The organism is Geothrix limicola (assembly GCF_030268085.1).
GTDB classification, from domain to species: Bacteria; Acidobacteriota; Holophagae; order Holophagales; family Holophagaceae; genus Geothrix; species Geothrix limicola.
In genome coordinates this window covers 189,840-212,703 of sequence record NZ_BSDE01000003.1, presented here as the reverse complement: position 1 = coordinate 212,703, position 22,864 = coordinate 189,840, and the positions used below count along the sequence as shown (strand labels likewise).

The 22,864-nt window shown below is 68.3% G+C and carries 23 protein-coding genes and 1 riboswitch; of the genes, 13 read left to right on the top strand and 10 right to left on the bottom strand.

Annotation, left to right across the window (positions count from 1 at the left end; translation table 11 throughout):
• Window positions 1-3: 3 nt before the first annotated feature.
• Complete coding sequence (locus QSJ34_RS08890; RefSeq protein WP_285574077.1) at window positions 4-1,242, bottom strand: serine hydroxymethyltransferase; 1,239 nt, start codon at window positions 1,240-1,242, stop codon at window positions 4-6.
• Window positions 1,243-1,359: 117 nt separating this feature from the next.
• On the opposite strand from QSJ34_RS08890, the gene purB reads away from it, so the two are divergent.
• Genes purB through QSJ34_RS08875 form a run of 3 tightly spaced genes read left to right on the top strand, consistent with a single transcriptional unit; the run spans window position 1,360 to window position 4,305 of the window.
• On the top strand, window positions 1,360-2,811 hold the full coding sequence (gene purB / locus QSJ34_RS08885; protein ID WP_285574074.1) for an adenylosuccinate lyase: 1,452 nt from the start codon (window positions 1,360-1,362) through the stop codon (window positions 2,809-2,811).
• Between the two features lie 16 nt (window positions 2,812-2,827).
• Window positions 2,828-3,655 carry a hypothetical protein gene (locus QSJ34_RS08880; RefSeq protein WP_285574071.1) on the top strand — a complete coding sequence of 276 codons (828 nt, stop codon included), beginning with the start codon at window positions 2,828-2,830 and terminating at the stop codon, window positions 3,653-3,655.
• 5 nt (window positions 3,656-3,660) lie between these two features.
• On the top strand, window positions 3,661-4,305 hold the full coding sequence (locus QSJ34_RS08875; RefSeq protein WP_285574068.1) for a 4Fe-4S dicluster domain-containing protein: 645 nt from the start codon (window positions 3,661-3,663) through the stop codon (window positions 4,303-4,305).
• A 2-nt stretch (window positions 4,306-4,307) separates the two neighbouring features.
• On the opposite strand, the gene lipA is transcribed toward QSJ34_RS08875, so the two are convergent.
• Window positions 4,308-5,234: a lipoyl synthase gene (gene lipA, locus QSJ34_RS08870; protein ID WP_285574065.1), complete on the bottom strand. Its 927-nt coding sequence runs from the start codon at window positions 5,232-5,234 to the stop codon at window positions 4,308-4,310.
• A gap of 40 nt (window positions 5,235-5,274) precedes the next feature.
• On the opposite strand from lipA, the gene QSJ34_RS08865 reads away from it, so the two are divergent.
• Genes QSJ34_RS08865 through QSJ34_RS08850 form a run of 4 tightly spaced genes read left to right on the top strand, consistent with a single transcriptional unit; the run spans window position 5,275 to window position 10,530 of the window.
• Window positions 5,275-6,180, top strand: coding sequence for a hypothetical protein (locus QSJ34_RS08865; protein ID WP_285574061.1), 906 nt, complete (start codon window positions 5,275-5,277; stop codon window positions 6,178-6,180).
• Window positions 6,071-6,670, top strand: coding sequence for an EamA family transporter (locus tag QSJ34_RS18690; RefSeq protein ID WP_476620523.1), 600 nt, complete (start codon window positions 6,071-6,073; stop codon window positions 6,668-6,670). The genes QSJ34_RS08865 and QSJ34_RS18690 overlap by 110 nt, the downstream gene beginning before the upstream one ends.
• A gap of 17 nt (window positions 6,671-6,687) precedes the next feature.
• The gene (locus QSJ34_RS08855; protein WP_285574055.1) at window positions 6,688-8,577 is read left to right on the top strand and encodes an APC family permease; all 1,890 of its coding nucleotides are present in this window, start codon (window positions 6,688-6,690) and stop codon (window positions 8,575-8,577) included.
• Between the two features lie 21 nt (window positions 8,578-8,598).
• Window positions 8,599-10,530, top strand: coding sequence for an APC family permease (locus QSJ34_RS08850; protein WP_285574050.1), 1,932 nt, complete (start codon window positions 8,599-8,601; stop codon window positions 10,528-10,530).
• A gap of 12 nt (window positions 10,531-10,542) precedes the next feature.
• Here QSJ34_RS08850 and QSJ34_RS08845 read toward each other — a convergent pair whose 3' ends face one another.
• Window positions 10,543-11,262, bottom strand: coding sequence for a ribosomal eL19 family protein (locus tag QSJ34_RS08845; RefSeq protein WP_285574047.1), 720 nt, complete (start codon window positions 11,260-11,262; stop codon window positions 10,543-10,545).
• Window positions 11,263-11,343: 81 nt separating this feature from the next.
• Window positions 11,344-13,020: a M4 family metallopeptidase gene (locus QSJ34_RS08840; RefSeq protein ID WP_285574044.1), complete on the bottom strand. Its 1,677-nt coding sequence runs from the start codon at window positions 13,018-13,020 to the stop codon at window positions 11,344-11,346.
• A 235-nt stretch (window positions 13,021-13,255) separates the two neighbouring features.
• On the opposite strand from QSJ34_RS08840, the gene QSJ34_RS08835 reads away from it, so the two are divergent.
• Genes QSJ34_RS08835 through QSJ34_RS08825 form a run of 3 tightly spaced genes read left to right on the top strand, consistent with a single transcriptional unit; the run spans window position 13,256 to window position 15,466 of the window.
• Entirely contained in the window at window positions 13,256-14,602 is a 1,347-nt protein-coding gene (locus tag QSJ34_RS08835; protein WP_285574041.1) for an MFS transporter, read from the top strand.
• Between the two features lie 25 nt (window positions 14,603-14,627).
• Window positions 14,628-15,038, top strand: a complete 411-nt coding sequence (locus QSJ34_RS08830; RefSeq protein ID WP_285574038.1) for a guanyl-specific ribonuclease — start codon at window positions 14,628-14,630, stop codon at window positions 15,036-15,038.
• Entirely contained in the window at window positions 15,035-15,466 is a 432-nt protein-coding gene (locus QSJ34_RS08825; RefSeq protein WP_309568726.1) for a barstar family protein, read from the top strand. The genes QSJ34_RS08830 and QSJ34_RS08825 overlap by 4 nt, the downstream gene beginning before the upstream one ends.
• Here QSJ34_RS08825 and QSJ34_RS08820 read toward each other — a convergent pair.
• The gene (locus QSJ34_RS08820; RefSeq protein WP_285574035.1) at window positions 15,463-15,936 is read right to left on the bottom strand and encodes a nuclear transport factor 2 family protein; all 474 of its coding nucleotides are present in this window, start codon (window positions 15,934-15,936) and stop codon (window positions 15,463-15,465) included. The two genes, QSJ34_RS08825 and QSJ34_RS08820, sit on opposite strands and share 4 nt — an antisense overlap.
• Window positions 15,936-16,559, bottom strand: coding sequence for a YceH family protein (locus tag QSJ34_RS08815; protein ID WP_285574033.1), 624 nt, complete (start codon window positions 16,557-16,559; stop codon window positions 15,936-15,938). Before QSJ34_RS08815 ends, QSJ34_RS08820 begins: the two co-directional genes overlap by 1 nt.
• A gap of 118 nt (window positions 16,560-16,677) precedes the next feature.
• On the opposite strand from QSJ34_RS08815, the gene QSJ34_RS08810 reads away from it, so the two are divergent.
• Window positions 16,678-18,009 (top strand): aminotransferase class V-fold PLP-dependent enzyme, encoded by a 1,332-nt coding sequence (locus tag QSJ34_RS08810; protein ID WP_285574031.1) that lies wholly within the window; start codon window positions 16,678-16,680, stop codon window positions 18,007-18,009.
• A gap of 7 nt (window positions 18,010-18,016) precedes the next feature.
• On the opposite strand, the gene QSJ34_RS08805 is transcribed toward QSJ34_RS08810, so the two are convergent.
• Genes QSJ34_RS08805 through rhlP form a run of 4 tightly spaced genes read right to left on the bottom strand, consistent with a single transcriptional unit; the run spans window position 18,017 to window position 20,890 of the window.
• Window positions 18,017-18,793, bottom strand: coding sequence for a thiazole synthase (locus tag QSJ34_RS08805; protein ID WP_285574027.1), 777 nt, complete (start codon window positions 18,791-18,793; stop codon window positions 18,017-18,019).
• 50 nt (window positions 18,794-18,843) lie between these two features.
• Complete coding sequence (locus QSJ34_RS08800) at window positions 18,844-19,509, bottom strand: hypothetical protein (protein WP_285574024.1); 666 nt, start codon at window positions 19,507-19,509, stop codon at window positions 18,844-18,846.
• Window positions 19,510-19,526: 17 nt separating this feature from the next.
• Entirely contained in the window at window positions 19,527-20,024 is a 498-nt protein-coding gene (locus QSJ34_RS08795; protein WP_285574022.1) for a rhomboid family intramembrane serine protease, read from the bottom strand.
• Window positions 20,024-20,890, bottom strand: coding sequence for a rhombotarget lipoprotein (gene rhlP / locus QSJ34_RS08790; protein WP_285574020.1), 867 nt, complete (start codon window positions 20,888-20,890; stop codon window positions 20,024-20,026). Before rhlP ends, QSJ34_RS08795 begins: the two co-directional genes overlap by 1 nt.
• 85 nt (window positions 20,891-20,975) lie before the next feature.
• Between rhlP and QSJ34_RS08785 the strand changes: the two genes are divergently transcribed.
• Window positions 20,976-21,560, top strand: coding sequence for a TetR/AcrR family transcriptional regulator (locus QSJ34_RS08785; protein ID WP_285574017.1), 585 nt, complete (start codon window positions 20,976-20,978; stop codon window positions 21,558-21,560).
• 32 nt (window positions 21,561-21,592) lie between these two features.
• A riboswitch (Lysine riboswitch) is annotated at window positions 21,593-21,772 on the top strand.
• 57 nt (window positions 21,773-21,829) lie between these two features.
• On the top strand, window positions 21,830-22,864 hold the full coding sequence (locus tag QSJ34_RS08780) for a M20/M25/M40 family metallo-hydrolase (protein WP_285574015.1): 1,035 nt from the start codon (window positions 21,830-21,832) through the stop codon (window positions 22,862-22,864).

Below are 22,864 nucleotides of genomic sequence, written 5' to 3'. Positions count from 1 at the left end.
GGACTACTCGGGAATGGGGAACTGGTCGGTCAGGTGGAAGACTTCCTGGCGCACCCGCGCGAAGGTGCTGTCGTCGGCCCGGTGGCGGAGGGTCACGTCGAAGAAGCGGGCGATGTGATCCATCTCCTCCTCCTTCATGCCGCGGGTCGTGAGGGCGGGGCTGCCCAGGCGGACGCCCGAGGGCTTGAGGGGCGGGTTGGGATCGAAGGGGATGCCGTTCTTGTTGGTGGTCATGCCGGCGCGGCCCAGGCATTCCTCGGCTTCATGGCCCAGCAGGCCGTGATCGCGCAGATCGACGAGGAAGAGGTGGTTGTCCGTGCCGCCGCTGACGATGCGCCAGCCGCGCTCCTGCAGGCCCTTGGCGAGGGCGTGGGCGTTGCGGATCACCTGGCCGCTGTAGGCCTTGAATTCGGGCTGCAGGATCTCATGGAAGGCCACGGCCTTGGCGGCGATGACGTGCATGAGCGGGCCGCCCTGGACGCCCGGGAAGACCGCGCGGTCGAGATCCTTCGCGTACTGGGATTTGCAAAGGATGATGCCGCCGCGGGGACCGCGGAGGGTCTTGTGCGTGGTCGAGGTGACGAAATCCGCGTGGGGCACGGGGCTCGGGTGATGCCCGGTGGCCACGAGGCCCGCGATGTGGGCCATGTCCACCATGAGCATGGCGCCCACCTCGTCGCAGATCTGGCGGAAGAGGGGGAAATCCCAGGTGCGGCTGTAGGCCGAGGCGCCGACCACGATCATCTTGGGGCGGTGCTGCAGGGCCAGGCTGCGGACCTCGTCCATGTCCACGCGTTCGTCTTCTTTCTTCACGTGGTAGGGCACGAACTTGTAGAGGATGCCAGAGCTGTTCAGGGGGTGGCCGTGGGTGAGGTGGCCGCCGTGGGCCAGATCGAGGCCCATGACCGTGTCGCCGGGCTTGAGGGCGGCGAGGTAGACGGCCATGTTGGCCTGGGCGCCGCTGTGAGGCTGCACATTCACATGTTCGGCGCCGAAGATCTCCTTGGCGCGATCCCGGGCCAGGTTCTCGATGATGTCCACCTGGCCGCAGCCGCCGTAGTAGCGCTTGCCCGGGTAGCCCTCGGCGTACTTGTTGGTGAAGTGGGAGCCCATGGACTGCATGACCGCGCGGGAGGCGTAGTTTTCAGACGCGATGAGTTCCAGGTGATGCCGCTGGCGCTGGACTTCCAGTTCCAGGGCCTGGAACACGGCGGGGTCTGAGGTTCGGATCACTTCGTACATGGCCGGGGCTCCCGTGTGATGTATTCATCCTAGCCGCGACCGTCGCCCCGCAGAGCCCCTCTTCGTGAGCAGGGTCACAGGTCTACAGACGTGCGACACTGGAAGGTCGGAGAGTCTATGCCCTTCCTGCCCCCTCACGATGGACCCGAACTGGAGCGGTTCGAGCATCCGCTGGCGAGCCGCTACGCCAGCAAGGCCATGGTGCGTCTGCTGTCGCCGCTCTACCGGCAGCGCGTGTGGCGCCGCCTCTGGATCGCCCTCGCGGAATCCGAATCCGAGCTGGGCCTGCCCGTCACCGCTGCCCAGATCACTGAGCTCAAGGCCAGCCAGGACGCGGTGGATCTGGAGACCATTGCCAAGCACGAAGCCGCCCTGCGCCACGACGTGATGGCCGCCATCCACGCCTGGGGTGAGCAGGCACCCGGCGCGCGGCCCATCATCCACCTCGGGGCCACCAGCTGCTTCGTCACGGACAACGGCGACCTGCTCATCGTGCAGGAGGCGCTGGCCCTGCTGCGTCGCCGCCTGCAGGACGTCATCGCGGCCCTGGCCGGTTTCGCCGCCCAGTGGCAGGACCAGCCGACGCTCGGTTTCACCCACTTCCAGCCCGCCCAGCCCACGACGGTGGGCAAGCGCGCCAGCCTCTGGATCCAGGACCTGCTGCTGGACCTGGAGGACCTCGACCACCTCATCCGCACCACGCCCGTGCGTGGCGTGAAGGGCACGACGGGCACTCAGGCCAGCTTTCTGGAACTCTTCGAAGGCGACGGCGCCAAGGTGGAGGCCCTGGAGCAGCGCTTCTGCGCCAAGGTGGGTTTCCCCGCGATCCCCGTGAGCGGCCAGACGGCCACGCGCAAGCTGGAGGACCGCATCGGCCAGGTGCTATGCGGCATCGCCGCCTCGGCTTCCAAGTTCGCCTGCGACCTGCGTCTGCTGCAGCACCTGAAGGAAGTGGAAGAACCCTTCGAGACGAAGCAGATCGGTTCGAGCGCCATGCCCTACAAGCGCAATCCCATGCGCTCGGAACGCATCAACAGCCTCGCCCGCTTCGTGCTCGGGCTCATGCCCTCCAGCTACCAGACCAGCGCCAGCCAGTGGATGGAGCGCACCTTGGACGACAGCGCCCATCGGCGCCTCACCATCAGCCAGGGCCTGCTGGCGGCCGATGCCATCCTCGTGCTGCTGCGCAACGTGGCCTCGGGCCTCGTGGTCTACCCCAAGATGATCGAGGCGCGCCTGGCGCAGGAACTCCCCTTCATGGCCGCCGAGGTGCTGCTCATGGAAGCGGTGAAGCGGGGCGGGGACCGTCAGGATCTCCACGAGCGCTTCCGTGTCGCGGCGCTGGAGGCGGGTCGCCGCATCAAGGCCGAGGGCCGTTCCAATGATCTGTTGAAGCTGCTGGCGGAAGATCCCGCCTGGGCCATGAACGAGTCCGAACTGGCCGCCCTGCTGGATGCCACGCGGTTCACGGGCCGGGCCGGCGATCAGGTCCGCCAGTTCCTGGCGGGTCCCGTGGCCGAGGCGTTGAAGGATCACGCCCCCGCCGAAGAAGCCGCCGTCCGCGTTTGAGCTTGAAAGGTTTCCCATGTTGAAGCTGGCCGTCATCGGCGCCCAATCCCTGCTGGGCCGCGAACTCGTGAACGCCCTGGAGGCGCGCGAGGCCTCCGTGGTGCCGCTTTCCACGGGACCCCTCACCGTGGAGGAAGAGATCGGCGACTTGGTGGTCTTCGCGCCGACGCCGCTGCTGCTGGAAGGCCTGGACGCGGTGATCCTGGCCGACACGCCGGACCCCGCGCTACTGGCCGATTTCCCCGGTCGCATCCTGGATCTGCGTTCCGAGCCCGAAGCCAAGACCGACCCCATGCCCCTGGCCGGAGCCTGGCCCAAGGACGCCCGGGCGCTTCGCAGCCGCCCGGCCCTGGAACAGGTGCTGGCGCTGCTTCCCAGCCTGCTGGAGGGCCTGGGCGACGTGGGCGGAACCCACCTGCGATCCGTGGCCTGGATGGGCGACCAGGGGCTGGACGGCCTCGTGGAGCAGACCCTCGCCGTGCTCAACGGTGAGGATCCGGACCTGGCGAAGCTGGGCTACCGGCAGGCCTTCGAGGTCGTGCCCGTGACGCCGCCCGCGGGCAAGGGCCGCCTGATGGAGGTCCGCGTGCCCTCCTTCCATGGCGACCTGTTGATCCTCCAGATCCGCGCCGCCGAGGGCAAGAGCCTCGTGAAGAAGGAGGCGCCCGCCGGCGTGAAGTGGGTGGACGCGGCGCCCAGTTCCCGGGACGTGGCCGTGAGCGCCGACCTACTGGCCCACATGGACCTCGCGGGCGACAACAAGGCGGCCATGCTCACCCTGGGCTTCGACCCCGTGCTATGGGGCGTGCTGCGGCCCACTCTGCGCGTGCTGGGCTTGATGTAGGCGCCATGGCCAAGAAGCTCGACGAACCCCAGGAGCGCGGCGACTTCTTCAAGTCCCTGGGCACCCTGTTCGCCGGCTTCGTCGCGAACCGCATCGAGGATGCGGTGACGGGCCTCGGCCCCAAGCTGCTGCGGCCCCCGGGCGCCCTCGACGAGCTGGAATTCCTCACCAAATGCACCCGCTGCGACAAGTGCATGCGGGCCTGCCCCGAGAATGCAATCCTCATGGCGCCCGCGTCGGCGGGCCTGGCCCTGAAGACGCCCTATATCGATCCGCGCAGCGTGCCCTGCTTCCTTTGCACAACGCTTCCCTGCGTGGCCGCCTGCGAGGACGAGGCCCTCGTCTGGCCGCGGCTCAAGCGGGCCGATGGTCAAGAGATCGAGGGGCCCAAGGCCACCCGCATGGGCACGGCCCGCGTGAAACCCAGCCAATGCGTCACCTGGGGCAGCCTGGATCGCGAGGCCCGGGCCTGCCGCATCTGCGTGGACCGCTGTCCCTATCCCGAAGAGGCCATCCGCATCGTGACCTTCGAGGGGGAAACGATTGGTCATCCGGTGGTGTACGCCGACGCGTGCACGGGCTGCGGCCTCTGCGTCTTCGCCTGTCCCGCCGAACCCTCGGCCATCGTCGTGGATCCGCGCCGGGACTGAGCCTAGGCGATGCTGATGCCTTCCATCTCCGCCACTTCGTGGGCATTGAAACTGGACCGCACGAGGGGCCCGGCGTAGACCGTGGCGAAGCCGAAGGTCTTGGCCTTGGCGCCGAGCTCGGCGAATTCGTCGGGATGCACGTACCGCTTCACCGGCAGCTGGTGGCGCGTGGGGCGCAGATACTGGCCCAGGGTGAGGATGTCGACACCGGCCCGGGCCAGCGATTCGAAGGTGCTCATCAGCTCGGCTTCGGTCTCGCCCAGGCCCAGCATCATGCCGCTCTTCGTGCGAAACGACGAACCGTAGAGCGAGGTGCCCAGGTCCTTGGCGTGCCGCAGCACGGCGAGGCTGCGCTCGAAGCGGCCCGCGGGACGCACTTCCGAATAGAGGCTGGGCACGGTCTCGGTGTTGTGGTTGAACACGGCGGGACGCGCCGCCACCACGCGCGCCACGGCGTCGAGATCGCCCATGAAGTCGGGCACCAGCACCTCCACGTCCACACCGGGATTGCGGCGGCGGATGGCGAGGACGGTCTCGGCGAAGTGGGCCGCGCCGCCGTCGGGCAGGTCGTCGCGGTTCACGCTCGTGAGCACGGCGAAGCGCAGGTTCAGGGCCGCCACACGCTCGGCGGTCTCCTGCGGTTCATGGGGGTTCAGGAGCCGGGGCTTGCCGCTCTGGATGCTGCAGAAGCCGCAGGCGCGGGTGCAGACCTCACCCATGAGCAGGAAGGTGGCCGTGCCGTGGGTGAAGCAGTGGGTCCGGTTGGGGCAGCGCGCCTCCTCGCAGACCGTGTGTAGGTGCGAATCTCGCAGGTCCTTCTTCATGCCATGCAGATCGGAGAGCTTGACGCGCTCCTTGGTGATCCATTCGGGCAGGCGGGGATGCCCTTCGAGCACTTCGCGGCCGACACGCTTTGAGAAACGGGGCATTCGGACTCCTGATCTTTCAGTTTCCCGTAGGATTCATGGAATGTCCAAGTCGCTTTCCAGACTCCTGCGCCGGGAGCAGTTCGCCTTCCTGGGCCGGGAACGCTCGGCCTGGGATGAGCATCTGGGGCGGGCGCGGGCCTTCCTCGGTGAGGGCCTGCAGGCGGCGGATCCGGGGCACCCCGTGCTGGTGCTCGGGGCGGGTGCGGGCCTGGAGCTGCCCTGGTCCCTGACGCCCAAGCACACAATCGGCTGGGACGCGGATCCCTGGAGCCGGGTCTGGACGGCCCTGCGCCACCGTCGCTGGCCCGCCTGGATCTTCGACGACATGACCGGAGGCCTGGCGGATCTGGAAGCCACGGCGCGGCGGGCCGTGGCAGAGCCCTGGTCGGGCCACCGTCGCGATCGGGACACGGCGGCCCGGCGTCTGGCAGGCCTGATCCCCTTCCTGCACCCCGACCCGGCCCCGCTACGCGCCTGGATTGCGGCGCACCGCCCCGGGGCGATCCTTTGCGCGAACGTCATGGGTCAGTTCGGTGTCGTGGCCGAGCGGGTGGTGGAGGCGGCCTTCGGGTTCGCGCCCTGGAGACTGGATCCAGAAACGCCCGATCCCCTGGCCGAAGCCCTGGAAGGCTGGACGGGGCGGGCCCTGGCGGCCTTCCTGGACGCGCTGCGCGACAGCGGCGCAGACCTGTGGCTCCTGTATGATCGGGCCGTGGTCTTCAGTGGCGGCGCCCTGGAGCTGGGGCCCTGGGATGAAGACTGGTCGCGCCAACTGCGCGGGAATGGCGTGCCCATCGAGGCGAGCGATCCCCTCGGTGGATTGGATGTGGCGGCCCATGTTCGGGGCGGCGGCCTGGAGCTGGCGCGGCAGGAGCGCTGGATCTGGCCCCTGGCGCCAGGGCAAAGGCACCTCGTCGAGGCCCTGGCCTTCCGGCGCAGCCGGTGAATCTCTGTGGCCTCGATCAACCCTTGTCCCCACAAGCTCCAGCAAAGGCCATAATGGTTTTCCTTGGGGTGTGTCGGATATGGCGTGGTTGGGCTGGGCATTGGCGGCGTTGGGCTTCATGGGCCTGGCCAATCTGGGAATGAAGGCGGCAAGCATGCGCGGGCTCGGATCGGCCTCGGTGCTGTTCTGGGTGGTGCTCGGCGAACTTCCGCTGGCGTTGATCTACTGGACCTGGCGCGGGCGTCAGACGGGCCCCACCGTCGGCGCGGCATGGGCCCTGGGGGCGGGCGTCTTCACGGCCGTGGCCCTCATCCTGCTGAACGAAAGCTTTTCCCGCGGCGCGAAGGCCGCGCTCGCCGTCGGCATCATGAACGCCAACTTCATCCTGGTGGCGCTTCTGGCCTTCCTGCTTTTCCGCGAGCACCTCCAGCCCTCCAAGCTGCTGGGTCTCGCGGCCACCCTCTCCGGCCTTTGGCTGATGGCCCGCTGATCCAGGACTCCTGAACGATGCCCAATTTCCGCAGAATCCTCCTGGGCCGTCGCCTCGCCAGCGAAGAAAGTCACGAAACCAAGATCAGCAATCCCATCGCGCTGGCGGTGTTCAGCTCGGACGCGCTCTCCTCCGTGGCCTACGCCACGCAGGAAATCATGGCGCCCCTCACGGCGGCCGTGGCCATCTTCGGCGCGGGCGTGCTGGGCTGGTCCTGGTGGGTGGCTCTCGGCATCGTGGGCCTGCTGCTGGTGCTGAACGTCAGCTACCGCCAGACCATCCACGCCTACCCCAGCGGCGGCGGCGCCTACCTGGTGGCCAAGGACAACCTGGGTGAGGTGGCGGCGCAGACGGCCGGCGCCTCGCTGCTCATCGACTACATCCTGACGGTGGCGGTGTCCGTGTCCGCGGGCGTCTCCGCGATCGTATCGGCCTTTCCCGGGTTGGAAGCCCACCGGATCTTCCTCGCCGAAGGCATCATCGCCTTCATTGGCTTGATGAACCTGCGGGGCGTGAAGGAAAGCGGGCTCGTGTTCTCGGTGCCGACCTACGGCTTCGTGCTCTGCATCCTGGGCCTGCTGATCAAGGGCTTCTGGAACGTGGCCACGGGTCAGGCGGTCGTCACCCAGCACGCGGTGGTCCACCTGGAAGGCACCTCCAAGCTGGCGGCCATGTGGCTCTTCGCCCGGGCCTACAGCGCGGGCTGCACGGCGCTCACGGGCGTGGAGGCCATCAGCAACGGCGTGACCGTCTTCAAGGTCCCCTCGGCCCACAACGCCGCGAAGACCATGACGTGGATGGTGGCGATCCTCGGAACGATGTTCCTCGGCATCACGTTCCTGTCGAACCACTACGGCCTGACCTACCACCCGGATGCGCCGGAGACCCTGCTCTCCCAGCTGACGCGGGCCATCCTCGGCGGGGTGGACCACGGCTTCTCCAAGGCGGTCTACCTCATCACCACGGGCTTCACCATGGCCATCCTGGCCCTGGCGGCCAACACGGCCTATGCGGATTTCCCGCGCCTGGCCGCGCTCCAGGCCAAGGACGGGTTCCTGCCCCGCCAGTTCACGAGCCAGGGCGACCGCCTCGTCTTCTCCAACGGCATCCTCATCCTCTCCATGGCCGCGGGTTTCCTTGTGCTGGTTTTCGGTGCGAAGGAGGACCACCTGCTGCCCCTCTACGCCGTGGGCGTGTTCCTGGGCTTCACCCTCAGCCAGTCGGGCATGGTGCTGCGCTGGTTCCGCCTCAAGGGCAAGGCCTGGCAGCTGAAGGCGCTCATCAACGGCATGGGTGCGGTGACGACCCTCATCGTCATGCTGGTCATCGCCGTGACGCGCTTCACCCACGGCGCTTGGATCGTGCTGGTGCTCGTGCCCGCGATGGTGATGACCTTCTTCAACATCCACCGCCACTACATCCGCGTGAAGTCGATCCTGGCGGGCAGCCGGGCGGAATTTCACAGCCCCCGCAAGAACCGCGTGGTGGTGCTGGTTTCGGGCATCCATTCCGGTGTGGTTCAGGCCCTCAACTACGCCAAGGTCATCGCCGACCACGGCGAGGTGGAGGCCCTCACCGTCGATTTCCCCGATGAGAACGGCCGCGACAGCGCCGCCCTGGAGAAGCTTCGCTCCGACTGGCCGCGCTACTGCGAGGGCATCCCCCTCCGGGCGCTGCGCAGCCCCTACCGCAAGATCGTCGAGCCCATCGTGGATGAACTGGACCGCATGCGGCGCGCGGAGCCTGAATACACCATCACCGTCATTCTGCCCGAATTCGTGACGGGGCACTGGTGGGCGAACCTGCTGCACAACCAGACGGCCTGGCGCATCAAGGGCACCCTGCTGATGAAGCCCAAGACCGTGGTGATCTCGATCCCCTACCACCTGGAGCCCCTGGTGGAGTAGCCTCCATCCTGGAGAGCCTCCATGCAGAGCCTGAGACGGATGTTGCTGGGGCGGCGGCTGGCCAGCGAAGAAACCCAACACACCAAGATCAGCAACCCCATCGCCCTGGCCGTCTTCAGCTCGGACGCGCTCTCCTCTGTGGCCTACGCGACGCAGGAGATCATGGCCTCGCTCTCGGGGGCCCTCATGCACGCGCTTGGCGCGGGCGCGCTGGCGGGTGTGGCGGGCCACGCGATCTTCGGCTGGTCGATTCCCGTGGCCCTGGGCATCATCGCGCTGCTGATGATCCTCGCCATTAGCTACCGGCAGACCATCCTGGCCTATCCCGGTGGCGGCGGCGCCTACATCGTCTCCATGGAGAACCTGGGCGACATCGCGGCGCTGACGGCGGGCGCCTCCCTGCTCATCGACTACATCCTGACGGTGGCGGTGTCGGCTTCCTCAGGCGTGGCGGCCATCACCGCAGCCCTGCCCGTACTGGAAGGCCACAACGTCGCGCTGACGATCCTCTCCATCGGCTTCATCGCCCTCATGAATCTGCGCGGCATCAAGGAGAGCGGCGGCCTCTTCGCGATTCCCACGTACGGCTTCGTGCTCAGCATCTTCCTGATCCTGGGCTACGGGACACTGAAGCTGGCGCTGGGCGGCGGCCCCACCGTGGTCCAGGTCCAGCATGCGGCCCAGCAGGGCGCCCATTTGGCGGGCCTGTCGATGGTCTGGATTTTCATGCGCGCCTACAGCGCGGGCTGCACCGCGCTCACGGGCGTGGAGGCCATCAGCAACGGCACGACGGCCTTCCGCGATCCCGCCGGGCCCAACGCAGCCAAGACCATGATCTGGATGGTGCTGCTGCTGGGGACCATGTTCCTCGGCATCACGCTGCTGGCGCACCGCTTCGGCGTGACCTACCAGCACAGCGCCGATCCCACCGTGGTGGCCGAAACCCTGCTGTCGAAACTGAACAAGGCCATCCTCGGCGATGTCAGCCACGGCCTGCCCAAGATCATCTACTACCTGGTCCAGGGATTCACCTTCGCCATCCTTGTGGTGGCGGCGAACACGGCCTTCGCGGATTTCCCGCGGCTGGCGGCCCTGCAGGCCCGCGACGGCTTCCTGCCGCGCCAGTTCGCCAGCCAGGGGGATCGCCTCGTCTTCTCCAACGGTATCCTGATCCTCTTCTTCTTTTCGGCAGCCCTCGTCTGGGCCTTCCACGCCAACACGGACATCCTGCTTCCGCTCTACGCGGCGGGCGTCTTCATGGGGTTCACCCTCAGCCAGACGGGCATGGTCGTCCACTGGCGCAAGGTGCGCGGCCGGCACTGGCACGCCAAGGCGGTGGTCAACGGCCTGGGGGCCATCACGGCCTCCATCGTGCTGCTCGACATCGCCATCACCAAGTTCATCCACGGCGCCTGGGTGGTGATCCTGCTGGTGCCCGTGCTGGTGGTGGTCCACTTCAACATCCGCCGCCACTACGTCGGCGTGAAGTCCAAGCTGGCGGCCAGCCGCACGGACGCCTTCCTGCCCAACAAGCACCACGCCATCGTGCTCGTGAACGGCATCCACCGCGGGGTGGTGCAGTCGCTCCTGTACGCGCGCCTCATCGCGGGCGACCGTGTGGAGGCCCTGACGGTGGACCTGGGTTCGGACGGCTACCACGAGAGCCCGGCCATGGAGAAACTGCGGGCGGACTGGTCCATCTACGGGCTGGGCATCCCGCTGCGATGCATTCCGAGCCCCTATCGGAAGATGGTGGAACCGATCCTGGAGGAGGTTGACCGCATCCGGGACGCGGAGCCCGAACTCGCGCTCACCATCATCCTGCCGGAATTCATCACGCCCAAGTGGTGGCAGCAGATCCTCCACACCCAGAGCGCCTTCCGCATCAAGGCGAGGCTGCTGCTCAAGCCCGGCGTGATCGTGACCTCGGTGCCCATGCACCTGCCGCAGTAGGAGGCCCCTGGGCTATCCGCGCATCCGCGAGGTGGGCCGCGACAGCAGTTCCTGGCCGCTGAGCCACTCGGCGAGGGTCTGGTGCCGGGGGCTGAGCACCATGCACAGGAAGCTCAGCGGGAAGCAGACGACGGAAAGCAGGTGGACGAGGGAAAAGGCCATACGCCGTTCGGGGCTGTTCTCGGGCAGGGTGACGCCGAAGGTGCCCATCATCGGCGACTGGCCCGTGAGCACGAGGGGGGCCATGAAGAGCATCCACGAGACCGCTACCAGGTAGGGCAGGACCAGGGGCCAGGCGCCGGTGAAGAGGCGGTTCGGTGACACGCCCAGCACCAGGGCCGGAAGGAGCATCGCGAGGGCCTGGACAAACACCAGGAGGAGGGCTTCGCTGGCCTCGACCTTCACGAGGGGCCAGAAGCTCGAGGCGGGTTCCTGGGCACCGAGGGTCGGCTGGGCGGGCGCAGGCGAGGGTGTGGGCTCGGGCCCGCCTGGACGTTCCAGTTCCTCGGGGCTGATCTCCACCGTGACCGGGGCCACCCGCCCGAGGGCCGGGGCCGTGAGGGCCCGGGCGGGTGTCTGGAACGAGGCCTGGGCCAGGGCCGAGGCCTGGAAGAGCAGGGGGCGTCCCTGCCGGGGCGGGGCCAGGGCCAGGCCGCATTCCGGGCACTCCGCCGCGAGGGGTGAGAGGCGGGTGTGGCAGCTGGGGCAGGTGCGGCGGGTGGGCGTGGCCATCGGAACCACTATCCGCCAGGGGGGTGAGGCCTGTAAACAGCCGCGCCCCGGCAAGCCGGGGCGCGGGGAAGGCGGTGCAGCCTACTTCACGTTCACGGCGAGCCAGGCCGTGTTGACGGTGTTGTAGACCGAGCTGCCCGAGGGATAGCCCAGGGCCGTGCAGGCGCTGAGGGTGGCCGTGCGGGCCCCGGCATAGGTGGTGCTGCTGGTCATGTAGGCCGTGAGGGCCTTGTACCAGATGCGGGCGGCCAGGTCGTTGCCAAGGCCCGTGATGCTGGTGACGCCGTTGGCCATGGGGGACTGGATGTTGCCCGAGAAGGCGTCGATCTGGCTGCCGTGGGCCAGGAGGAAGAAGAAGTGGTTGGCGACGCCGGAGCTGTAGTGCACGTCGAGGCGGCCCACGGACTTGGACCAGGCGTCCGCGCTGCTGCCATCGAGGCTGGGCTTGTACATCCAGCGCAGCGGGTGGGCGAAGGAGGAGGTTTCGAGCTGCTCGCCGATGAGGTAGTTGGCCGCCGGAACGACGCCACCCACCGTCGAGATGGTGCCGCCGATGCTGGTGTAGTTGGGGATGGTCGTCGTGCCGCCGCCGTGGCCCATGAACTCGACCATGGTGCCGAAGATGTCGGAGTTGGCTTCGTTGAGGCCGCCGGACTCGCCGCGGTAGGTGAGGTTGGCGGTGCGGGCGCAGACGCCGTGGCTCATTTCGTGGCCCGTCACGTCGATGGAAGTGAGGGTCTGGAAGCTGGTGCCATCGCCGTAGGTCATGCAGAAGCAGCTGTCGGACCAGAAGGCGTTGTCGTAGCCGTTGCCGATGTGGACACGGCTGTAGGTGGCGGTGCCCGCGTTGTCGATGCCGTTGCGGCCGAACACGTTCTTGTAGAAGTCCCAGGTGTTCAACATGCCGTACATGGCGTCCACGGCCGCGGTCTGGCCGTTGGCCGCCGTGGTGGAGGTGCCTTCAACGTAGTTGGCGCCGTCGCCCCAGGTGTTCGTGGTGTTGGTGTAGATGCTGCCCGCTGCCGTGGAGGAGGTGGAGGCGTGGTTGGCGTTGGTCACCACGTTGGCGCCGAAGGTGCCGCCGGTGCCGCGGGTGGTGTCGCGCAGTTCGTAGCCCGTGCCCGTGCTGTTGGTGGGGATGGAGACGACGCCCGAGTACTGGGAGTTGCCCGTGCCCGTGGCGCCCGCCGTGTGCAGGCTGTTCCAGGATTCGAGCACCGCGCCGCTGTGGGCGTCGATGAAGAAATCCGTGTGGCGGATGCCGTCCTGGGCGTTCTCGAGCTCGGTGTGCACGTGGTAGACGAGGGTGGGACGCGCCGAAGCGCGATCCGGCGTGGCGATCACCAGCTCGGCGCTGGGCGCGTAGGCGTAATCGCCATTGGGGGCCAGGAAGGCGTGGGCGGAGGCCAGGGCCTCGGAGGCGCCGAGGGTGGGGGAGACACTGAGATTGAGGCCGCGCACGAGGGCATCCGTGTGCTCGGTCACCAGGCCGCCCCGCATGTGGACGATGGATTCCCCTTCGAAGACGCGCACGCCCTTGTAGAGCTGGTGCATGCGCACGTGGGCTTCGCCCGTGGCTTCCTCGAAGACGTTCTTCGTCGCGAAGCTGTGGTCGCGGCTGAGTCCCAGCTGGTAGACCCGGGTGTCCAGGTGTCGCTGGGCCGCGTCGGCCAGGGGCTGGCCGGCGGGGTGGGCGGTGAGGGCCGGAGCCAGCAGGACCGCGGCGACGGCGAGGCGGAGGGCGAGGCGTGAAGGCATAGAAATCTCCTATGGGAGCCGAGAGGCTCCGCGAGGCGTGGAAAAGGTGAGAAGGAATGGGGGAGACGAATTTAAGCCTGGAGGGGGCGGCCGGCTTTGGATGGTTAAGAGTTGTTAAGTTTGTTGAAAATGGGTTCCGTTTGATGGAAAGGGGGCGGGGCCATGTCACCATCGGTGGTTTGGGCCTGCAGGTCCGATTCCCCTCCGCGATCCCCCGGCCGATAAGGACCCGACGATGACGAGCGAACCCCTGGGCGTCTTCCACCCGAGTGGCCGGTTCTACCGGTTCACCATCCTGATCTTCATCAGCCTGCTGGTGCTCGGGAGCTACTTTGCCTACGACAGCATCGGCGCCCTCGAGAACACGCTGATGGCGGAACTGCACCTGGACCGCAGCACCATCGGATCGCTCTACACCGCCTACTCCGTGGCCGCCATCGCCATCGTGTTCTTCGGCGGCATGCTCTACGACAAGCTGGGGCCTCGCAAGGCGAGCCTACTCTTCAGCGTGCTGGTCTTCCTGGGCGCGGTCATCGTCGCCGTGGCCAAGGGCAAGTGGATGCTCATCTTCGGCCGCCTGATCTTCGGCGCCGGATCCGAATCCCTGATCGTGGTGCAGAGCGCCATCATCAGCCGCTGGTTCAAGGGCAAGGAAATGGCCATGGCTTTCGGCATCGCCCTCACCCTCAGCCGCGTGGGCACGGTGTTCTCCTTCAACACGGAAGAACTCATCGCCGACCATTTCCACAGCTTCCGTGTGGCGCTCTGGGCCGCGGCCCTGCTCTGCCTCTTCTCGGTGCTCTGCAACCTGGTCTTCATCGCCATGGACCGCCACGGCGAGAAGGTGCTCTCCTTGCAGAAGGCCGAAGCCGGCGACAAGATCGTGTTTTCCGACCTCAAGAAGTTCACCTCGTCCTACTGGTTCGTGGTGCTGCTCTGCGTGACCTTCTACAGCGCCATCTTCCCCTTCACGGCCCTGTCCTCGGACATGTTCCACGACAAGTGGGGCATTCCCAACGTGACGGCCATGAGCGGCGGCTTCCTGACCAAGGTGTTCTACAACTTCACCCACATGTTCAACACGGCGCCGGGCATCACCAGCATCACCATCGCCGCTTCGATGATCTTCGCGCCCTTCGCGGGCGGTCTGGTGGACCGCATCGGACGCCGCGCCTCCCTGATGGTGGTGGGCGCGCTGATCATGATCCCCGCCCACCTGCTGCTGGGGGTCACCCACTGGAACCCCATTCCGATGATGGCCCTGCTGGGCGTCGCCTTCGTGCTGGTGCCCGCGGCCATGTGGCCTTCGGTGCCCCTGGTGGTGGAGGAGAAGCGGGTCGGCACGGCCTTCGGTCTCATGACGGCCATCCAGAACGGCGGCCTGGCCCTGTTCCCGCTGCTCAACGGCTGGCTGCGGGACAAGACCGGCACCTACACGTCCACCCAGATCATGTTCTCGGGACTGGGCGCGGCAGGCCTCCTCTTCGCCTTCCTGCTCCTCCGCGCGGACAAGCGCCACGGGGGTGTGCTGGAGGCGGGATCGGGCGCGGGAAGCCGGGGTACGGAGCTTCAGCCCGAGTAGACTGGGAGCGGCTTCCGGAGGACACATGACCCGCTGGCGGAGGATCCTGGCTCACCTGGCCTCTGGCCTGGTTGGCGCCGTGGTGCTTCTGTCGGCGCTGGCCTGCGGTTCGGGCGCGCCTGCGCCCGCGCCGCCTCCGGTCCAGGCGCAGGCCGCGCCACGGGATTCGATTCCGCCGTACGTGCGCGAGACCCTGGCCTATGTCCGGCAGCACGGCTACGCCCCGCCGGGCTTTGTGGGCGGGCGGGTCTTCGGGAACTACGAAGGCCAGCTGCCGCGCTACAACGTGCGCCGCAAGCGCATCGAGTACCGGGAGTGGGACGTGATGCCGAAGGCCGAAGGCCACAACCGGGGCGCCGAGCGCCTGATCACGGGAAGTGACGGCCGGGCCTGGTACACCGCGGATCACTACCGCAGCTTCACCGAAGTGAAATGACCCAGCCGACGCTTCCGATGGATCCCGGAGGCCCCCTGATCCGCCCCTGGTGCGGGTCCACGGGGGCCCTCAGGGCTGCCCTCGGGAATCGCACGGGCCAGGGGTGGCTTCATGGATCCCGCATGCGCACCCGCCAGGGGCTGATGGACGAATGGGCCGTCGCGGCCGGGTTCCCGTCCTATTTCGGAGGCACCTGGGATGGACTGCGGGACTGTCTTTCCGATCTTCCGGAAGGCGGCGTGTTCCTCGTGCTGGAGGCGGATCAGCTGCTCCAGGACGCGCCGCCCGAAGAGGTGGCCACCCTCTGGCGGGTGCTGGAGGATGTGCGTGAAGACCTGGCGCCCAGGCCCTTTTGGGTGGTGCTTCAGGCGGAGCCCGGGCGATACGAAACCCTGGTGGAAGGCCTGAGGGCCATGGGACTGGCCTAGGGCCGCGCCGTTTTGGCCAGGTAGGCCTCCAGCGCGTGAAGGGCCTGGGCGCGGACCTTGGCCTGGAACCAGGGCGTCCAACCCAGCAGGACTCCCGGGAGGCCGAAGGCCTGGCGGGCCCAGGCCCAGAAATCGAACCGGTCCTGATGGGTGCGGATGAGCCCGTCTTCGAAGCCCAGGGTGGCCTCGATGCGGTTGAGGACGGCACGGCCCGTGCGGCTGAAGGTGTAGCGGGCCTCCCAGCGGACGATCACCGTGGCGCCCATCTCGCTGGACACCTGGTGGGTGATGCGGAGGTCGGCGGAGCGGCTCAGCAGCATCGCCCACATGGCGCAGGCTTGGGCGCGGGGCAGGGGGCCGAAGGCCGGATCCTCGAAGGTGGCCTGCGGGTGGTAGCAGGCGGCCATGGCCTCAGCATCATGCCGGGCGAAGGCCTCGTAGAAGCGGTTCGCCACCTCGGCGGGGGACATCAGAACTGGGCCTTGAAGGCTTCGAAGGCCTGGCGCAGCTCCGCGAGTTCTTCACGCAGGGAGGCCACCTCCGCCTCCAGCTGATCGATGCGGCCTGAGCGGGCGGGCGAGGGCTCCGGAAGGGCGGTAGAAGCGGTGTCCACGGGGCCGGAGAGCAGGTGGGCGACGCGTGCTTCGCGGGCGCCGGGGGCCCGGGCCAGGCGCACCACGAGGGGCGGTTCGGCCTCCATCAGCACCGCCAGGCAGCCCTCTACTTCGGCGAGATCGGGGAAGGCATACATCCGCTTGCTGTTGGTGCGCAGCTCGCCGGGCGTCTGGGGGCCGCGCAGCAGGAGCTCGGCCAGCAGCGCGCCTTCCTGCACCGAGAGGTTCCAGGTGGGCTTGGCCGTGTGGGCCACCTTCAGCACGCGTCCCGGCCAGTGCTCCGCGAGGTTTTTCTCGATGAGCGCGGCCACGCCCTCCTGCACCTCGGCTTCCGTCAGCGACAGCACGGGATCTCGGTTGCTGGACTGGTTGCAGGCGTTGAGCAGCGCGTTCAGGGAGAGGGGGTAGACGTCGGGCGTGCTCAGCTGTTTTTCCAGCAGGCAGCCCAGGATGCGACATTCGAGCAGGCTCAGGTTCAAGAGAGGACGAAGCTCCGGTTGGAAAGGGTGTGGAACATGAATAAAACGGCTAAACGCGCTTGAAAAGTGTCTATAGTTTGCAAACCCAATCAGGCGTTTCGCGAAAGCGAGGGACAGTATGGACCTATCACGCCGCAGCTTTCTAGCCACCCAGGGGGCCGCGCTGGGGGCCCTGCTCCTGCCGGGAGGTCTGCTTTCGGCGGTGGAGGCCGCCACGCCCGCGGCGCCGGCCCTGGAGGACTGGGCCCAGGTCCGGGCCCAGTTCCGGCTGTCCCGGGATTTCATCCACCTGGCGGGCTTCTTCATCGCCTCGCATCCCGAGCCCGTGCGGGCGGCCATCGAGGGCTATCGGCGGGCCATCGACGAGAATCCCTTCCTGGCGGTGGAGCAGGGCCTCTTCGAATCCGAGGCGACCAATCTCGAACATCGCGTCTGTGAAGACATCGCGGCCTACCTGGGAGCGCGGCCGGAGGAGATCGCCCTCACGGGCAACACGACCATGGGGCTGGCGCTCATCTACCACGGGCTGCCCCTGAAGCCGGGGGACGAGATCCTGACCACCACGCACGATCACGTCGTGCACCACGAGAGCATCCGGCTGTCGACCCAGCGGAACGGCGCCTCCGTGCGCAAGATCGCGCTCTTCGAGGAGGCGGCCGCGGCCACGACGGAAGACATCGTCGGGCGGATCCGCGCCGCCATCCGGCCGGCGACGCGGGTGCTGGGCCTGACCTGGGTTCATTCGGCCACGGGCATCCGCCTGCCCATCCGCCGCATCGCCGATGCGCTCGACGAGATTAACCGCAGCCGCAGCGAGGCCGAGCGCGTGCTCCTCGTCGTCGATGGCGTGCACGGCCTGGGCGCCGTGGAAGATTCGATCCCCCGGATGGGCTGCGATTTCTTCAGCGCCGGCACTCATAAGTGGATCTTCGCTCCGAGGGGCACGGGCATCCTGTGGGCCCCGGCGAAGAGCTGGGCGCGGCTCACGCCCCTCATCCCGACCTTCTCGGACATGGAGTGCTTCAACGCCTGGGCCGAGGGCCGCCCCGTGAAGGGGCCGACCATCGCGGCCCGCGTCTGCCCCGGGGGATTCCACGCCTTCGAGCATCAGTGGGCCGCGGGCGCGGCCTTCCGCATGCACATGAAGATCGGCCCGGCGCGCATCGCCGATCGCGTCTTCGAACTGAATGATCGCTGCCGGCGCGGCCTCGCGGCCATCCCGGGCGTGAAGCTGCACACCCCGCTGGCCCGGGAGCTTTCGGCGGGCATCAATTGTTTCGAAGTGGCGGGCCACAGCCCGGCCGCCGTCGTGAAGGCGCTGCTGGACAAGCGCATCGTCGCCAGCACGAGCCCCTACGCCATCACGTACGCGCGGCTTTCCGCGGGCCTGATGAACACGCCCGAGGAGGTGGACCAGGCCCTGGTCGCGGTGCGGGCGCTGGCGTCCTGAACCGAGCCTACCGGCCGACGAGGCCCGCCATGGGGCTGCTGGCGCTGGCGTAGAGGCGCTTGGGCATGCGTCCGCTTTCAAAAGCGAGGCGGCCGGCGAGGACGGCGTGATCCATGGCCTGGGCCATCTTGGTGGGCTCGCCCGCCTCGGCCACGGCCGTGTTCAGCAGCACGCCGTCCGCGCCCAGCTCCATGGCCAGGGCCGCGTCCGAAGCCGTGCCCACGCCCGCGTCCACGATCATGGGCAGCTTGAACGAGTCGACGACTTCCTTGATGAGCAGCAGGGTCATGGGGTTCTGCACGCCCAGGCCCGAGCCGATGGCGCTGCCCAGGGGCATGACGGCGGCGCAGCCCACGTCGCAGAGCTTCTTGGCGAGGATGGGATCGGCGTTCACGTAGGGCAGCACGATGAAGCCCTCCTTCACGAGGATCTTCGCGGCTTCCAGCGTCTCCTCGTTGTCGGGGTAGAGGCTCTTGGGATCGCCGATGACCTCAAGCTTCACCCAGTCCGTCTGCAGGGCTTCGCGGGCCAGGCGGGAGACGCGCAGGGCGTCCTCGCGGGTGAAGCAGCCCGCCGTGTTGGGCAGGAGGGCGATATCCTTGGGGATCCAGTTGAGGATGTTGTCCTCGCCCTTGGCGGCGAGGTCGAAGCGGCGCACGGCCAGGGTGACCATCTCCACCCGCGCGGCCCGGTAGCAGGCCTGCATGGTGGCGAAGTCCTTGTACTTGCCCGTGCCGAGCACGAGGCGGTTGTTGAAGGTCTTGCCGGCGATGACGAGGGACATGGGCGCTCCGAACCTCCAGTCTAGCGCCGCTGCCGAGGCTCGACCCGGTCTCAGGGCTCGTGGGAGGTGCCGGAACAGAGCACGTCCAGCCGCTGCTCGCCTGCTGTCGACCGGAAGCGAATCCGCAGCCAGGGGGGCGGCTGGGTTACCGGGCTTCGCAGGAAGACGAGCCCCCGCTGAATCCCGCCCGCGGGCAGGCTACCCGGACGGAAGGCCCGCTCCCGGAAGCAGGCGCCGAGCCGCGCATTGCTGCGGGCGGCGACCCAGGCGTTGGGGAGGCCGAAGACCAGGTCGGTGGTCGCCATGAAGAGCCAGAAGGCGGGGTCGGCCAGGCTGCTCGCGGTGTTGCTGAAGGCCAGGCCCATGAGGCCCGCGGGAATCAGGGGATAGATCAGGTAGCGGATGGGCCTCTGGCGCACGAGGTCGAGGGCGGCTTCGGGCGAGAGGAGGGCGGCGCCTGTAGGGCCCTCCAGCCCCAGGATGTCGAGGGCCTCCGGCGCGTGGTTCTCCAGACCGAGGACCAGAAGCTGAAGCCCCGCCTCGCGGGCCCGGTCCTCGTAGCGGGAGTTGTCCCCCCAGGGTTGGGGCGCCAGGTGTCCGCTCAGATCTTCGGCCCGGCCCGGGATGGGCGCGGCGAGCACCTCGATGGGACGGTAGATCCGCGCGCAGGCGAGGTTTTCCAGGAGGAGCAGGAGCGTGCAGAGGATGGTTTTCATGGCGGCCCTCCAGGGGCTCAGATTCGGCGCGGGTGCCAGCGGCGCATGGGGAGCAGGGAAGGCGCCGCCGCGAGGAGGCCCAGCAGGGCGCCCCATACATGAGCCTCAGGCAGGGGGCGCCAGGCCGCCTGGGAGGGCAGGACGTAGAGCCCCAGGCACCCTTCGAGGCCGAGCTTCAGGCCCAGGCCACCGAGCAGAAGCAGTCCGACGCTGAGGGATTCCTCACGCTGTAGGAGGCGCTGGCCCGTCCAGGCCCACAGCGCGCAGGCCAGGCCGGAGGCTCCGCGGTATTGGCCGCCGCCGAGCCCGGGCAGGAGCGCCAGGCTCAGCAGGGGCGCGATGAGGAGGGCAGCGGCCAGCAGGCGGAGGCGCTCCTGGCGGCGCACCAGAAGCGCGGGCACGGCCAGGGCCATCAGGTTGGCGAGGGCGTGGTCCCATCCGAAGTGGACGAGGTGCGCGGTCCAGAGGCGCCAGGGCTCCTGCAGGGCCTCCGAGGTCAGGGCGAGAGGATCCATCAGGACCTCCGCGAACGAAGGGCGAAGCCGAGGATCGAGAGGGCACCGAGGGCCTCGACCCAGCCGAAGCTGCCGCCGAAGTTCCGGCCCCCGCTCTGGCGCAGCGACACGCCCTGGCGGTCCACCACCTCCACGTCCTTGCGTTCGCCGCGGGCGATCTCGGCCTTGAAGTTGGCGACTTCGACATCGAGGTTTTTCGCCAGATCCGTCATCGCGCTCTGGAGGCCCTCCTGGGAGTGCGCGCGCAGCTGCACCTCGCGATGGGCCCAGGTGGAGCTGCCCTTGATCTGACTTTGGCCCGGGGCTCGGAGCAGGAAGGTGTGGCTGGGCACGTCGTAGACGGCGGCATCGATGAGGGTGCGCGTGTCGTTGGCGTCGCCGGGCAGCACGTAGGCACCGACGATGGACAGGTAGGTGAAGCTGTACCACTTGGGATCGGTGTACTGGATCTGGTCGACGCTGACGAGGGCCATCACGTCCACCCCGTACATCCGGGCCACCTGGTCCAGGTTGTCGAAGCCTCCATTGGGACGGAGGTAGGTGCTGGGCACCAGCTTGATGTCTGCCACCCAGGGCTTGTCCCTGAAGCTCTGCTTGACGACGTCGAGCAGCGGCTTCTCCTGGCCCGGGGCCATGAGGCCCTGCACCCGCCAGGAGGCGGAGGTGGCGGGCACGAAGGCGATGCCGAGCTTCAGGGGCAGCTTCAGCCGCGCCCCGGCGGGGTTGGGCAAGGGGGCACTCTGCTGCTTGGGGTAGAGGTAGTCCATCAGGCTGCTGCGCCGGGCGTGGGTCTGGGGCGTGTTGCAGGCAACCGTGGCGAGGAGGGCGCCCAGCAGGGCCGCGTTGAGGATCAGACGAGGATTCATGGGGATCTCCAGTCTCAATACGCTTGCGTATGGATGCCATACGGTATGGTATGGTAGGCTGGTCGGGTTCTCTGTCAAGGCCGCCATGCCCACACCGAAGAAGAAACCCCGTACCGCCGTCCCGCTCTCGCGGGAGGCCTGGGTGAAGGCCGCCACGAACCTCATCGCCCAGGAGGGGGTGCAGGCCGTGGCGGTGGAACCGCTGGCCCAGGCCCTGGGCGTGACGAAGGGCAGCTTCTATTGGCACTTTCAGAACCGCGACGAGCTCATCCACGCGGCCCTGGAGGCCTGGGAACAGGATCAGAGCCGGGACGTGGTGAGCCGCTACGGCGGCATCAGCGATCCGCGGCGCCGCCTGCGGGTGCTGCTCTTCGCGGCCTTCGAGGACGTGGAGAACGGGCGCTTCTTCGCAGCCCTGGCGGTATCGAGCGAGGATCCCCGCGTGCAGCCCTACCTGCGCCGGGCGACGGAGCAGCGGCTGGCCTTCGGCGTGCAGGCCTTCCAGGCCCTCGGCCTCGCCGAAGGGGAGGCCCGAGAGAAGGCCCTGCTCGCCTACGCGGCCTACGCGGGCTACTTCCAGCTGCTGCGAAGCACGCCCGAGGCGGTGCAGGCCGTGACCGATCTGAGCGGCTATGTCCGGCGCCTGGCGGATGCCTTGGTACCGGCCTAGTTGCGTTTGAGGCGCCGCCATGGGAAGGTGGAGCTTCCGATGGAGGAGCGATTCCCATCATTACCGGCGGCGAGGGCGATGAACCCGATGACCCGTTGGGAAAGGGGAGAATCGCCGAAGGGAACGCGGATCATCAACGCGCCCCCTGGACGTCGAGGCGAAAGCCCGGCGGCTGTCGTGCCGGTCACCCGGTACGGAGGGCCTGAGGCGCAGCGGCGGGATCGCTCCCACCGCGTTCCTGAGGGCACCGTCGGCACGCCGAGGTTTCCATGAACGCATCCCCCGCAGAACTCCGAAGCTGGCTCAGCAGCCGGCTGCTGACGCTCTGCGCGTCGGAAACCACCTCGGGCGCCGAGGATGCCGGCCTGCCGGACCTCCGCGCGCTGCTGGCGGAATTGGGCGCGACCCTCGTGGAACAGCCGGTGGCGCCGGGCCGCACCAACGTACTGGCCATCTGGGGCCGGCCCCAGGTGCTGTTTTCCACGCACCTCGACACGGTGCCGCCCTACCTGTCGCCGCGCCTGGAGGGCGAGACGCTCTGGGGCCGCGGCACCTGCGACGCTAAGGGTCAGATCGTGGCCCAGCTAGGGGCCCTGAAGACGCTGCTGGCCGAGGGCCGCGACGGCTTCGCCTGGCTGGGCGTCGTGGGCGAGGAGACCGACAGCGCCGGCGCCGCGGCGGCCCTGGGCCTGGCGGACCGCCTGCAGGATCTGAAGGCGCTCATCAATGGCGAACCCACGGAGCTGAAGCTGGCCACGGGCCAGCGAGGCGTGCAGCACGTCTGCCTCCACTGCCAGGGCCGGGCGGCCCACAGCGGCAGCCCCGAGCTGGGCCGCAACGCCACCTGGCCCCTGCTGGATTGGCTGCAGCGGCTGCGTGAGCAGGCGCGACCCGTGGACCCGCAGCTGGGCCCAGAACTCTGGAATCTCGGCCTGCTGCAGGCGGGCGAGGCCCTCAACTCCGTGCCCGCGAAGGCCGAGGCCCACCTCATGGCCCGCGTGGTGCCGGGCAGCACCCTCCTCGACGAGATCCGCCGCCTGGCGCCGCCCGAAGGCTCGGTGGACCTGCGCCTCGACGAACCCGCGGACCTCTACCCGGCGGTGCCCGGCTTCGACCGTGCGCCCATGCCCTTCGGCTCCGATGCGCCGGCCCTGCGCGCGCTGGTGCCGGATCGCACCGTAGTGCTGGCGGGACCGGGCAGCATCACCGTGGCCCACACGCTGGATGAACACCTCACCCTTTCCGACCTTGAAGCCGGCGTGGACCTCAACCGCCGCCTGGCCCTGCATTTCCTGGGAGACTGA

Excerpts from the sequence above, each read along its gene's own strand:
- QSJ34_RS08890 (WP_285574077.1), bottom strand. The coding sequence starts at position 1,242 with ATGTACGAAGTGATCCGAACCTCAGACCCCGCCGTGTTCCAGGCCCTG.
- purB (WP_285574074.1), top strand. The coding sequence starts at position 1,360 with ATGCCCTTCCTGCCCCCTCACGATGGACCCGAACTGGAGCGGTTCGAG.
- QSJ34_RS08880 (WP_285574071.1), top strand. The coding sequence starts at position 2,828 with ATGTTGAAGCTGGCCGTCATCGGCGCCCAATCCCTGCTGGGCCGCGAA.
- QSJ34_RS08875 (WP_285574068.1), top strand. The coding sequence starts at position 3,661 with ATGGCCAAGAAGCTCGACGAACCCCAGGAGCGCGGCGACTTCTTCAAG.
- lipA (WP_285574065.1), bottom strand. The coding sequence starts at position 5,234 with ATGCCCCGTTTCTCAAAGCGTGTCGGCCGCGAAGTGCTCGAAGGGCAT.
- QSJ34_RS08865 (WP_285574061.1), top strand. The coding sequence starts at position 5,275 with ATGTCCAAGTCGCTTTCCAGACTCCTGCGCCGGGAGCAGTTCGCCTTC.
- QSJ34_RS18690 (WP_476620523.1), top strand. The coding sequence starts at position 6,071 with ATGTTCGGGGCGGCGGCCTGGAGCTGGCGCGGCAGGAGCGCTGGATCT.
- QSJ34_RS08855 (WP_285574055.1), top strand. The coding sequence starts at position 6,688 with ATGCCCAATTTCCGCAGAATCCTCCTGGGCCGTCGCCTCGCCAGCGAA.
- QSJ34_RS08850 (WP_285574050.1), top strand. The coding sequence starts at position 8,599 with ATGCAGAGCCTGAGACGGATGTTGCTGGGGCGGCGGCTGGCCAGCGAA.
- QSJ34_RS08845 (WP_285574047.1), bottom strand. The coding sequence starts at position 11,262 with ATGGCCACGCCCACCCGCCGCACCTGCCCCAGCTGCCACACCCGCCTC.
- QSJ34_RS08840 (WP_285574044.1), bottom strand. The coding sequence starts at position 13,020 with ATGCCTTCACGCCTCGCCCTCCGCCTCGCCGTCGCCGCGGTCCTGCTG.
- QSJ34_RS08835 (WP_285574041.1), top strand. The coding sequence starts at position 13,256 with ATGACGAGCGAACCCCTGGGCGTCTTCCACCCGAGTGGCCGGTTCTAC.
- QSJ34_RS08830 (WP_285574038.1), top strand. The coding sequence starts at position 14,628 with ATGACCCGCTGGCGGAGGATCCTGGCTCACCTGGCCTCTGGCCTGGTT.
- QSJ34_RS08825 (WP_309568726.1), top strand. The coding sequence starts at position 15,035 with ATGACCCAGCCGACGCTTCCGATGGATCCCGGAGGCCCCCTGATCCGC.
- QSJ34_RS08820 (WP_285574035.1), bottom strand. The coding sequence starts at position 15,936 with ATGTCCCCCGCCGAGGTGGCGAACCGCTTCTACGAGGCCTTCGCCCGG.
- QSJ34_RS08810 (WP_285574031.1), top strand. The coding sequence starts at position 16,678 with ATGGACCTATCACGCCGCAGCTTTCTAGCCACCCAGGGGGCCGCGCTG.
- QSJ34_RS08805 (WP_285574027.1), bottom strand. The coding sequence starts at position 18,793 with ATGTCCCTCGTCATCGCCGGCAAGACCTTCAACAACCGCCTCGTGCTC.
- QSJ34_RS08800 (WP_285574024.1), bottom strand. The coding sequence starts at position 19,509 with ATGAAAACCATCCTCTGCACGCTCCTGCTCCTCCTGGAAAACCTCGCC.
- QSJ34_RS08795 (WP_285574022.1), bottom strand. The coding sequence starts at position 20,024 with ATGGATCCTCTCGCCCTGACCTCGGAGGCCCTGCAGGAGCCCTGGCGC.
- rhlP (WP_285574020.1), bottom strand. The coding sequence starts at position 20,890 with ATGAATCCTCGTCTGATCCTCAACGCGGCCCTGCTGGGCGCCCTCCTC.
- QSJ34_RS08785 (WP_285574017.1), top strand. The coding sequence starts at position 20,976 with ATGCCCACACCGAAGAAGAAACCCCGTACCGCCGTCCCGCTCTCGCGG.
- QSJ34_RS08780 (WP_285574015.1), top strand. The coding sequence starts at position 21,830 with ATGAACGCATCCCCCGCAGAACTCCGAAGCTGGCTCAGCAGCCGGCTG.